Source organism: Nocardia sp. NPDC050408 (assembly GCF_044458905.1).
Classification (GTDB): Bacteria; Actinomycetota; Actinomycetes; order Mycobacteriales; family Mycobacteriaceae; genus Nocardia.
The window spans coordinates 41,744-53,876 of record NZ_JBITIL010000017.1; the positions used below are offsets into that span (position 1 = coordinate 41,744).

Annotated in this window: 8 protein-coding genes; 3 read left to right on the forward strand and 5 right to left on the reverse strand. The window is 68.3% G+C overall.

Translation table 11 applies throughout. From position 1 onward, the window contains the following. Window positions 1-29: 29 nt before the first annotated feature. Window positions 30-209, forward strand: a complete 180-nt coding sequence (locus tag ACIBJI_RS33500; protein ID WP_397087268.1) for a hypothetical protein — start codon at window positions 30-32, stop codon at window positions 207-209. A gap of 366 nt (window positions 210-575) precedes the next feature. On the opposite strand, the gene ACIBJI_RS33505 is transcribed toward ACIBJI_RS33500, so the two are convergent. From ACIBJI_RS33505 to ACIBJI_RS33525, 5 genes are all read right to left on the reverse strand, one after another. Continuing rightward, window positions 576-758, reverse strand: a complete 183-nt coding sequence (locus ACIBJI_RS33505) for a hypothetical protein (RefSeq protein WP_364356804.1) — start codon at window positions 756-758, stop codon at window positions 576-578. Between the two features lie 92 nt (window positions 759-850). After that, window positions 851-2,635: an NTP transferase domain-containing protein gene (locus ACIBJI_RS33510; RefSeq protein WP_397087270.1), complete on the reverse strand. Its 1,785-nt coding sequence runs from the start codon at window positions 2,633-2,635 to the stop codon at window positions 851-853. 96 nt (window positions 2,636-2,731) lie between these two features. Next, window positions 2,732-3,472, reverse strand: coding sequence for a VOC family protein (locus tag ACIBJI_RS33515; RefSeq protein WP_364356798.1), 741 nt, complete (start codon window positions 3,470-3,472; stop codon window positions 2,732-2,734). Window positions 3,473-3,511: 39 nt separating this feature from the next. After that, window positions 3,512-3,808: an MGMT family protein gene (locus ACIBJI_RS33520; RefSeq protein WP_364356795.1), complete on the reverse strand. Its 297-nt coding sequence runs from the start codon at window positions 3,806-3,808 to the stop codon at window positions 3,512-3,514. Further along, window positions 3,808-4,593, reverse strand: coding sequence for an alpha/beta hydrolase (locus ACIBJI_RS33525; RefSeq protein WP_364356792.1), 786 nt, complete (start codon window positions 4,591-4,593; stop codon window positions 3,808-3,810). Before ACIBJI_RS33525 ends, ACIBJI_RS33520 begins: the two co-directional genes overlap by 1 nt. An 85-nt stretch (window positions 4,594-4,678) precedes the next feature. Here ACIBJI_RS33525 and ACIBJI_RS33530 point away from each other — a divergent pair, with 85 nt between their 5' ends. Together ACIBJI_RS33530 and ACIBJI_RS33535 are read left to right on the forward strand one after the other, a co-directional pair. Beyond that, window positions 4,679-8,830: a PD-(D/E)XK nuclease family protein gene (locus ACIBJI_RS33530; protein WP_397087272.1), complete on the forward strand. Its 4,152-nt coding sequence runs from the start codon at window positions 4,679-4,681 to the stop codon at window positions 8,828-8,830. Beyond that, the coding region (locus ACIBJI_RS33535) for an ATP-dependent helicase (RefSeq protein WP_397087274.1) at window positions 8,827-12,133 on the forward strand (3,307 nt) is incomplete at its 3' end. The genes ACIBJI_RS33530 and ACIBJI_RS33535, both read left to right, overlap by 4 nt.

Below are 12,133 nucleotides of genomic sequence, written 5' to 3' on the forward strand. Positions count from 1 at the left end.
ATGGTGGGGCGGCTGTTAATTTCGCCAGCGTGTTCGCCGACCTACGCACCGATCACGGCGTCGCCTGCCTGTTCATCAGCCGCGACCGCGCGGTGGTCCACCAGGTCGCCGACCGCGTCGGGGTCCTACGCGAGGGCCTGTCGTCGAAACCGGCCCCGTCGCAGACGTATTCGCCGCTCCCCGCGCCGACTACACACGCCACCTCCTGAAGGCAGTCCGCAGCCCCGATTCCGCCGTCACCCGGCGCTACTGCGCCTGACCCCTCCACCCGAGTTCGCCGAACGTAGTCATGCGATGAGTGCGCACAATTCATGTGGCAAAAAGTAACTTTCCGGGGTGGGCGTCCTTGAGTGCAATTCGAGCCGCGTATGGGCGTTCGATGGGCACTTCGAATTTTATTGGTTGGTCGGCCGAAATGTATGACGCAAATAATGTGCCGGACGATACGGAACTCGGTCCTGGACCGGCCTGAATCGTTCGCAGTCGATCCCGGACGGGAAGCCGAAGTGGAACGAAGCGGGCCACGCACAGCCGGGCCGCCGGCCCACATGGAGGAACCGGCGGCCCGTTTCAGATCAGTGCTGTCCGGTTCGGCGCTGGTCAGCGCCTCGCCGCTCTGAACCCTGGCCTCGCTGATCGCTGTCGCGATCGCTGATCGGGCCGGATCGGTTCATGCCCTGGTCCTGGCGCTGCTGTTGCTGCTGCCGTTCCATCTGCTTGGGCATTTTCTTAGGCGTTTTCTTCGACTTTTCAGCCATCTCCACTCGGTCCTTTCCGAAGTGATGTTGTATTCGCCTAACCATCACACAATAGCGAGCGGACATCTTCAGTGGAAGAAGAAATCGATTCTTTACACCCGGAGCGGGAGGAATTCGACGAGGTCGTCGTCGGTGGCCTCGGCGGGCACGACGACCAGGCCGTCACGGTCGACGAGGCCGCCCAGATGGGTGGTGCGGATCTGCGGATCGCCCAGCCAACCGCCGTAGGGGGCCAGACGCGCCGGGACGATGCGGGGGACGGGTCCGGAGATCGCGCTCGCATTGCGCAGTGGCCCGATCAGTGGTCGCAGCCGATGGCTGCCGGTTCGGCCCTCGACGAGTGCGGGCGACAGCGCCATAAGTACGGCAACCGCCGCGAAGGGATTTCCTGGCAGGCCGAGAACAGTGGTACCGCTGGACAATTCGGCGACAATAGTGGAACCGCCCGGACGTAATTTCAAGCGGTGCACCAGGATTCGAGCCTCGGCGCGGGCGATCGCCGCGCGCAGCTGGTCTGCCGCGCCACCGCCGGTCGCACCGACGATTACCAGCAGATCGCAATCGTCCGCCGCACCGAGCACTTCGTCGAAGCCGCGCGGAGTATCGCGCAGGTGCACCTGATCGACCGCACGAATTCCGTACCCGGACAGCACATCCGGCAGAATCGGCCCGATCGAGTCGCGGGTCTGACCGGTCTGCAGCGGGCCGGTGCTGCGGATCTCGTCACCGGTCATGATGATGCGGGCCCGCACCGGGCCGCGCACCACCGCCTCGGTCACCTCCACACTGGCGGCGGCGGAAATCAGCCCGGCCGTGACCGGTGTGCCCTCGGGAGCGACGAGGTCGCCAGGGGCCCGGTCCTCGCCGCGGCGGCGGATATCGTCGCGCGCCGGGGAATCCTCATGCTGGTACAGCATTTCGTCATCCTCGATCCGCGCGAATTCGTCACGGAGCACCCGCGTGGTGCCGTCGGGCACATGTGCCCCGGTGGCGATCCGCACCGCCTCACCGGGCAGCAGCCCGACCGGCCGCCGACCGCCCGCGAAGCCGACATCACGCCGCAGACGCCACGGTCCGTCACCGGCTACCGCGTATCCGTCCATCGCGGAGACGTCGAAGCGTGGCAGCGATCCGACCGCCGTCAGCGGCGCGGCGAGCGCGGCGCCGCGCACCGAACCCAATTCGGCTCGGTACTCGGTGAGCCGAGAGATATTGGTGCGCAGGATATCCCGTGCCTCGTCCAGCGGCAGCGGCGTTGCGGAAACCGCAGCCGCAGATGCGGGACGATACTCACCGACGGCACCGGCGTCCCAAGCCATCCGGGCCGTTCGCACCTGCTCCTCGGTATCGCAATCGGCGATACCGGCCATGGTGACGGTGACCGTATCGGCCGGGATCAGCGCCTTCATCGGTTGATTGATCAGCGAATCCAGCCGCTGCAATGCAGCCGCCAGCGCCGTCCGTCGCCACACGCCGATCAGATACTGCGGCCGACCGGATTCGTCGGCCGCGAAGACCGCATCCGCACCGGATTCGGAGCCGTGCCGGATCAACTCCGTCACCGTCACCTGCGACAGGAACGGCAGATCCGCCGCGAGCACCACCACCAGCGGGGCGGCGGTCGGGCCGAGCGCGCGGAACCCGGCCCCCACCGCGGCGACCGGACCCGAACCCGGCGGCACCTCCCGCACCTGCACGATCCGCGCGTCCAATTCGGGCCGACGCGGTCCGACCACCACGGTCCGCGCACACCGCGCAACCGCGGCCAGGGCCGCATCGAGCATGGATCGACCGCCGATCACGATGGCGGGCTTATCAACGCCCCCCATGCGGCTGGCGCGTCCGCCCGCGAGCACGATCGCGTCGGCGGTGGTCACCGGTCAGCGCCTGGCGCGAGAGAGGGCATGGCCGACATGCTAATTCGTCGGGTGTATAGATCCGGGGAGGGCGGTCTGGTTCCAGCGGTCGCAGGTCTAAATCGTCGAATAGTCCGGGGCCGGTCGGCGCAGGCAGAACTCGTTCGTCTCCGGATCGGCGAGCACCACCCCGGGCGCGCCGTCCGCATCGACCGGGGTCGCGCCGGCCGCACGTAGTCGGGCCACCTCGGCGGCCGGATCGTCGGTGGGGAAGGACGCCAGGTCCAGGCGCACTCGATTGCGGCCGCTCTTCACATTCGGCGTATGGACGAACTCCAGCCACGAACCGAGCCCCGTCGCCGAGCGCAGGCCGACCACCGGCGCGCCGCCGGAGGCGAGCGGCCAGCCGGAGGCAGTGGACCAGAACTCGGCCAGCCGCGCCGGATCGTGGGTATCGATCACGATGGCGGCGACCGCGCCGGTATCCACATACTCCTCGCGCGGCTCCAGCACGCAGAACTCGTTGCCCTCCGGATCGGCGAGCACCACCCACGGCACCGCGCCCTGGCCGATATCGACGTGACGAGCGCCGAGCGCCAGTGCGCGGTCGACTTGCACCCGCTGATGATCGAGCGAGCGACTGGCCAGATCCAGATGCATCCGGTTCTTGCTGTCCTTGGCGCGCGCGGTGGGCAAGAAGGTCAGGGCCAGATCGAGGCCCTCCGGATCCGGGGCCGCCACATCGACCTCGTCGGGGCGGTCGACCGTCACCGACCAACCCAGCAACTCGGCCCAGAAATTCGCGACGAACCGGGGCCGGTCTGCGTCGAAGACGACACACGCCAGGCGGGTGGACATGATTCAACGTTAACCGCCGATCGAGGGTGGCGGGGGCGTTTACGGGAGCGGAAAACGCGCGGCGCGCAGGTCCACTCGGCCCTCGCGGATCGGCACACCCTCGGCGGCCAGCAGGTGCAACTGCCGATCGGCCAGATGCGCGGCGGGCTTACCGCCCGCGCCTATCACCCGATGCCACGGCAGATCGGCGGAGTCGGTGCGCATGATCCAGCCGACCGTGCGCGGGGTGGACAATCCGGCCGCCGCGGCGATATCGCCGTAGGTGACCACTCGGCCCGGCGGCACGGCCGCGACCAGCGCGCGCACCCGTTCGACCTCGGCATCGGTGGTGGGCATTACAGGACCGATCGGATCAGCGCCGCGGTCTCGGCCGGGCGGGCCTGGGCGACCATGTGATCGCAGTCCCATTCGAGCACGGTCAGATTCGCGCCCATGTGCGCCGTGAGTGCGCCGCGGAACTCCGGAGTGACGAAGGGCGGCACCACCTTCATGGCCTGCACCAGGATCGTCGGCAGATCGACCGGCGGTAGCACATAATGCCTGGCCAGCTGACCCCAGTAGGAGTTGATGGCGGGCAGACTGATCCGCCAACCGACCCGGCCGTCGGCGGTTGGCATCAGATGTTCGGTGAGTTCGGCCTCGAGCAGGCGCGGCTGCACCTCGCCCCAGCCGGTCGCGATCTTGTCCTGGCGGGCGTGCTCGACCGTGTCGTAGTCCGGTGAGGCCAGGCTGGACAATGCGATATCCATCAGGCGCTCCGCCGCCAGCGCGATCGCCGAATCGAGCAGGATCAGCTTGCGCACCAGGTGCGGATGGTGGTGGGCGAGGTGCAGCGCGCAGGCGCCGCCGAAGGAGTGCGCGACGACGACCACCGGTTCGTCGGTCTCCGCGGTGAGCAGTTCGACCAGATCCTCGACGATGGTCTCGAAGTTCCACGGTGGCAATGCGGTCGAGCGCCCATGTCCGCGCAGGTCGGGGGCGATGAGGCGGACCTCGGGCAGATGTCGGGTGGCAAGCTCCTCCCAGCGTTTGCCGTGGCCGGTGACACCGTGCAGGGCCAAGACCTTCGGCCCGTCGTCAGGTCCGAACCGGTACACATTGAGAGGCGACACAGGTCTCATATTGGCGCATCTGGAAATCCGTCGCAGATCCAGGCGTTGTGTCCGACCTCACCGATCGGTGAATCGCCCGCGTGGCGTGTCGGAGGTGTCTGTTGCAATAGCCCGCGTGGTGCGATCGGATAGCGCGGTGCGACTTGTTCGCCGGAATGTGGCGGCACCCCCGGCTCGGACCTGGGGTGCCGATGTTCGCGCGCTGTTCGACGCCGTGGCGGCGGTCGGCCCGATTCGACCGGACTGGCGGCCGTGGCAGGTGCTCGGTGGACCGGGAACCGGCAAGACCGCACTGCTGATCGATCTGGCCGCCGAGCGCATCGCGGCGGGCGCGGATCCGGAATCGGTGCTGGTACTGACCCATTCGAAGCAGGCGGCGAGCACGGTGCGCGACGCCATTACCGCGCGGTTGACCGATCCGAACTCCGCCGAGGGCGGGGTGCCCGGCGCAACCAGGGAACCCCTGGTGCGCACATTGCATTCCTACGCTTTCTCGGTGCTACGCAGACATGCGAGCGCACACGGCAATCCGCCGCCGCGTTTGCTGACCGGTGCCGAGCAGGATGCCGAACTGCGCGAAATGCTGCGCGGCGACCTGATCGATATCGCGGCCGGGGCGAGCGGACTGTGGCCGCAACGACTGCAACCAGCACTGGGCCTCGGCGGATTCGCCGAACAGTTGCGCGATCTCATGCTGCGGGCCACCGAACGCGGACTCGGACCCGAGGATCTGGTGCGGCTCGGCCGCGAGCACGGTCGGCCGGAATGGGTGGCGGCGGGCAAATTCGCGGTCCGGTACGAGCAGTCGATGCTGCTGCGCTGGTCGGTCGGGGTGGAAGCACCCGAGGCGACCGCGCCCGCGCTGGATGCGGCCGAGCTCGTCGGAGCCGCACTGGATGCGCTGGCCGGTGATGCCGAACTTCTTGCCGCGGAACGCAATCGGATCCGATACCTGCTGGTCGACGATGCCCAACATCTGGATCCGCAGGCCGCACTGCTGGTGCGGGTGATGGGCACGGCCGCGCATACGGCGGTCGTGGCGGGCGATCCGGACCAGGGGGTATTCGCCTTCCGCGGCGCGGATTCGCGCTTCGTCGCGGACCTGGCCGCACCCGATGGACAGCGAATCATCCTGCGGGACAACCACCGATCCGGCGGCGCGGTGGAACTGGCCGTCGCGCGGATCGCGGCCAAGTTGCCCGGAAGTGCGCCACAACGCTTTTCGGCACCCGATCACACGGTGGCGCCGAAGGACGACGACACCGAGGTGCGCGTGCGGGTGCTGGCCACTCCCGCGAAGGAAGCAGCCCTGATCGCCGACCATTTGCGCCGCGCCCATCTCACCGATGGTGTGCCGTGGTCGCGCATGGCGGTGATCGTCCGCTCGGTGCCATTGTCACTGGCTCCGCTGCGCCGCGCCCTATTGGCGGCCGGAGTGCCCGTACAACAGCCCGCACTGGACGCGCCATTGGCCCGGCGTCGCGGCGCGGCCTGGATGCTGCTCGCATTGCGCGCGGTACTCGCGGAGGATGCGCAGCGTCGTGGGCGTCGGCGTGCGGCCGAGGCGATGTTCTCGGCCGAAGACGCATTGGATCTGCTGGCAGGGCCGCTCGGCGGTGCCGATCAAATAACTCTGCGTCGGTTGCGTCGTGGTATTCGGCGCAGTGTGCTGGAGTCCGCACGCAGCGAAGCCAAGGCCGCACAGGCGCGTGCGAGTTCCGTGACGGGCGATGAACCCGATTGGACCGCAGAGGGTTTCCCACCGGAGGAGGAAGCGTTTCCGCTGGAGCAGGAAGGCTTCGAGTCAAGAGCGGACAGCTCTGAACGGAACGTGACGACGTCCGAACGGAATATCAGCCGAGTCGAGCGGATTACCGACGATGCCGATTGGTACGGCATCGAGCCGGAATTCAGTAGCCGAGATTTGGAATGGCAGAGTGACCAGTCCGGATCGGACATCGACGATTCCGCTCCGGATAGTGATGACCCTGGACACGGGGGAGCGGTACATCGACGTGCAGATGTCTCCGAACGGGGCCGGGGCGAGTCCGAGTTGGCCGCAGAGGGCGCTGGGCGTGGCGTGGATGCCGCCGCCGAGCGAGGCGCTGATGACGCTGAACCGAGCACGAACCAGGCTGAACTGGGCGCACATGCCTCGGAGCGGGACATCGACCAGACCCGGCGGAGCATGGATGGCGCCGAGTGGGACGTCGACGATGCGGGGCGAAGTACGGATGGCGCTGAGCTGGGTGCGGGCGAGGCCGAACGGAACTCACTGCGAACCGATCGGGGAGACACAGTCGCTTCCGCACGGAGCAGCGGCGACCAGGAAGGGGACTCTTCGGCACCTGAACCGGACGACAGCGATTCGGAATGGCGCGGGTATGTCGATAAATCCTCGGCGGAGGTGTTGCGTGACCTGCTGGTCGGCCGCGCAGATCGCCGAATCGTGGAGCGGCTCACCGATGTCGAGGCGGCACCGCTGAAGCGGGTGTTCGACGCGCTCGATCGGGCAGTCAAGACTCGGCGGCGTGGTGCCGGTCTCGAGGATGTGCTGTGGGCGCTGTGGACCGGGTCGCGGTTGGAGCGCCGGTGGGTGGCGCAGTCCGAACGCGGTGGGGCGGCGGGTATGCAGGCCGATCGCGATCTGGATGCCGCCGTCGGATTATTCGATGCCGCAGCCGCTTATGTGGATCGACTGCCGCGCGCGAGCGTTGAGGGTTTTGTCGAATTCCTTGTGCAGCAGGAGATTCCGCATGACACTCGATCGCTGACTGCGCCACGGGAGGCGGTCGCACTGCTCAGCGCGCACGCATCCGCGGGCCGGGAGTGGGATGTGGTCGCGGTTGCCGCTGTGCAGGAAGGTATTTGGCCGAATCCGCGCCCGCGCGGCACCCTGCTGCAGACCGAGGATCTGGTCGACCTCACTGCGGGCATTGTCGACGCGGGTGCGGTGGTGAGCCGGGCGGCCCCGATCATGGCCGAGGAGCGCAGACTGCTGCTGGTCGCGTGCAGCCGGGCTCGGCGCTCGCTACTGGTCACCGCCGTGGAGTCGGTGTCAGGCGAACGCGATCTTGTGCCGTCCCGATTCCTCGCTGAACTTCTCGGCCACGACGATGACAGCGAACCCGGCGCGCTTCCGGTCGCCGATCCGGGCCGCGCCCTGGTCATGCATGCGCTGGTGGCCGAATTGCGCGGTGTGGTCTGCGATTCCGAGGCCGAACTGGAACGCAGACGTCGCGCCGCCCACCAACTGGCCCGGCTGGCTCACGCCGGTGTGCCGGGTACGCATCCCGACGAATGGTATGGCACAGCCGATCTCAGTTCGTCGCGTTCGCTCTGGGATGACGACGACACCGCCGTCGCCCTGTCCCCGTCCACCGTCGAACTGCTGCGCACCTGCCCGCTGCGCTGGGCGCTGGAACGTCACGGCGGCACCGACGGCGATAACCCGCACGCCGTCAAGGGCAATCTGGTCCACACCCTCGTCCAGGCGCTGGCGGGCAAGGTGCCCGAATCGCAGGTCCGCGCCGCACTGGACAAGGCGTGGCAGGCCATCGATCCCGGCACCGGCTGGCATTCCCGCCAGGAACTGCGCCGTACCGAGGCCATGCTGGAGACCTTCATGGCCTGGGTGCGCAATACCCGGGGTGAATTGACCCAGGCCGGTGTGGAGGTCCCGGTCGACTGCGTACTGCCACCGCGCACGGAAGACGAACCTGCCGTGCGGATCCGCGGCCGAGTCGACCGACTGGAGCGCGATGCCTTCGGCCGGTTCGTCATCGTCGATGTGAAGACCGGGAAGTCGCCGGTCACCAAACAGGCCGCCGCCGACCACGCCCAGCTCGCCACCTATCAGGTGGCCGCCGCCGCGGGCGCACTCGACATCACCATTGGCGAGTCCACCTCCGAATCCGGCCGCGCGCAGGATGAATCTGCCGCAGGCGAATCGGGCCCGTACATCAGCGAGACCGGCTCTGGCGAACCGCTCGGCACCACAAGCGAACCCGGCGGTGCGCGGCTGGTCTACGTCGCCAAGCCCAGCAGCAGGGAGGGCGCCACGCAGCGCATGCAACCTCCGCTGGATGCCGAGGCGCTCGACAAATGGCGTGGCACGATTCATGATGCCGCTGCCGCAACCCAGGGCCCGAGCTACCTCGCCATGCGCAACGATGGCTGCAGGCACTGTTCGGTCGCGGGTAGCTGCCCCGTCCAGGACACCGGAAGGCAGGTGACCGACGAGTGAGCGTATCGCCGAACCGGCTCGCGGAGGCGCTCGGCCTGCCACCACCTACCGGGGAGCAGGCCGCGGTGATCGCGGCCCCACCGGGACCGACCCTGGTCGTCGCCGGTGCGGGTGCGGGCAAAACCGAGACCATGGCCGCCCGCGTGGTGTGGATGGTCGCCAACCGCTTGGTGCTGCCCGACGAGGTACTCGGCCTGACCTTCACCCGAAAAGCCGCCCAGCAGTTGACCTCCCGCATCCGCACCCGGCTGGCCCGGCTGGCCGGTTCACCGCTGCTGCGCGACATCGACACCGGTGGTGAGCTGCGCGCCCAACTTTCCGGCGCGGAACCCGAGATCAGCACCTACCACTCGTACGCGGGCCGCCTGCTCACCCAGCACGGCCTGCTGCTGCCGGTGGAACCCGCCGCGACGCTGCTGACCGAAACCCAGCTGTGGCAGCTCGCCCACCAGGTGGTCCGCAACTGGGACGGCGACCTCGACACCGACCGCACCCCGGTCTCGGTGACCGAGGCCGTTCTCGCGCTGTCCGGCCAACTCGCCGAACATCTGGTGGAACCCGAACAACTCGCCGAGGCCCACACCGAACTCGAAAAACTGGTCCACACCCTGCCCGCGGGGCCACGCCAACGCGGCGGACCGAGCCAGGCCCTGCAGAACATCGTCCAGGTGCAGCGCGAACGTGTCGCCCTGCTGCCCCTGGTCAAACAGCTCGCCGAGGCCTTACGCCGCCGCGGCGCACTGGATTTCGGTGCGCAGATGTCGCTGGCCGCCCGTCTCGCAGCCGAACATCCCGAAGTCGCCGACGCCGAACGCGCCCGCTTCCGCCTGGTCCTACTCGACGAATACCAGGACACCGGCCACGCCCAACGCATCCTGCTCGCCTCGCTTTTCGGCGGATTTTCTGCGCAACCGCAGGCCAGGCGCTCACCCAAGGCCACCGGCCCATCGAAGTCCACCGCTGACACCGGGGTCGACCGGCCCCCGTCGTCCCATACGCCGATCGACCCCGACGTTCGCCGGGAACCTCGCTCCGACGACGGTGAGTTCGATGCCGGTGGGGGCGAGTTCGGCTCCGAACGCGGTGCGTTCAATCCTGGCGGAAGCGACCCCGGCCCTTATCGGAGTGTGCCCGACGGTGGCGCAAGCGGCTCCGGCTCCCATCGGGCCGACTCCGAGGATCGCCGCAGTGACGGCGATGCGACGCGCGGGCGTCGGTCGGATGCCGAGCAAAGGGCAACCAGTCGTGGCGAACAGCGACTGGCGGTAACCGCGGTCGGCGATCCGATGCAGTCCATTTACGGCTGGCGCGGTGCGTCGGCAGCCAACTTGCCCAGGTTCGCCACCGATTTCCCGAGCGCTCCAGGCATTCCCGCGCCGATCCTGCCGCTACTGACCAGCTGGCGGAACCCGCCGGAGGCATTGGCTTTGGCGAATCTGGTCGCCGAGCCATTGCGTCGCAATGCCATCGATAGCGGCGGCGTAACCGTTGACGCACTGCGCGCGAAACCCGATGCCGAACCGGGCATTGTCGCACTGGCACTCACCGAAACCGTTGCCGACGAACGGAATTGGGTGGCCGTCCGGATCGCGGCGGAATGGTCGGCCAAACGCGAAGCAGGGGAGCCGTCGCCGACCTCGGCCGTACTGGTGCGTCGCAATGCCGATGCCGCCCCCCTTGCCGAAGCGCTACGCGAACAAGGCCTTCCGGTGGAAATCGTCGGCCTCGGCGGTCTGCTCGCCACCCCTGAGGTCGCCGATATCGTCGCGACGCTGCGGCTGATCGCCGAACCCGGTGCGGGCAGCGCCGCCATGCGCATACTCACCGGTGCCCGCTGGCGCGTCGGCGTCGCCGATCTCGCCGCACTCGCTCGCCGCGCCAGAGATCTGTCGATCGGCCGTCTGCACGGCAATGAAGTCAACGAGATCACCGATTCGACCGCACTGGCCGAGGCGCTGCGCGAGGTGGCTCCCGAACCGGCCGAACAGGCGGGCCTGGCCGATGCGATCGCCGATCCCGGTCCGCCGGAACAGTATTCGTTGTCCGGATTCAAACGCATCGTCGCATTGGGCCGAGAACTCGCCGCATTGCGCGAGCGCAGCGGTCAGCCGCTCGCCGAACTGGTCTCGGATGTGGAGCGCACCATCGGCGTCGGCGTGGAAACCCAGGCCCGCCGCGCCATGCTCGGCGCCGGTGCCGGACGCGAACATCTGGACGCCTTCGCCGAGGTAGTCGCCGGTTACGCCAGCGATTCAGGCGCCTCGCTCGGCGGCCTGCTCGCCTTCCTCGCCGCCGCCGAATCCGTCGAAAACGGCCTCGAACCGGGCGAAGTCGAGGTCGCACGGGATCGCGTCCAGGTGCTGACCGTACACGCGGCCAAGGGGCTGGAATGGGAGATCGTCGCAGTACCGCATGTGACCCGCGGCGTCTTCCCTTCCGGTGCGGCCTCGGGCACCTGGCTCGGCGCGCTCGCCGAACTCCCAACCTCCCTGCGCGGTGACCGCAGACAGGACGATGCCGCCGAGGGCGTCCCCGTACTCGATCTCGCCGACCTCTACGACCGCGCCGATCTGGAACGAGCGATCAAGTCCCACAAGGAATCCCTGGACCGCCGCCGCATCGACGAAGACCGCCGCCTGTTCTACGTCGCTCTCACCAGAACCGAACGCGTCCTGTTCGTCTCCGCCCACCACTGGGCCGAAACCGGCACGACCTCGAAGGGGCCGTCGGATTTCCTCCTGGAACTCAAACTCGCCAGCGAAACCCCCGACAGCCCGGCCCATGGCGCGGTCACCATCGACCGCTGGGACGATGCCCCCGACGTCGACGCCGTCAACCCCTTCACCGATAACCCCGCAACCGCCGAATGGCCCCGCGACCCTCTCGGCAACCGCCGCGACCCCGTCGAACAGGGTGCGGCCCTTGTCCGCGCCGCCCTCGCCGAACTCGCGGCACAGCCCGCGGCGACGAATCGTGCGGGCCCACCGGCAACCCGCGACAAGGCAAATGCCGCAGCCGATTTCGTGGACCGCGCGCCCCATGATCTCGACATGACACCGACTGTAGACCCTGCCACCGACAACTTGGCCGACCCGAGAACAACGGTCGACCATCCTGCCGCGGTCGCGCTGTCGGCCGATCCGTATGCCGACGTTCCCCCGCCCGACTACCCCGACGCACCCGCACCGTTCGACGACTACGAACCACCCGCGAGCGCCCCCGGTGCGCCGAATCCGTATGGCCAGCCCGAATTCCCGTCGCCCACACCCGACTTCGAGCCACCCCTCGACGACTTCGAGCCGC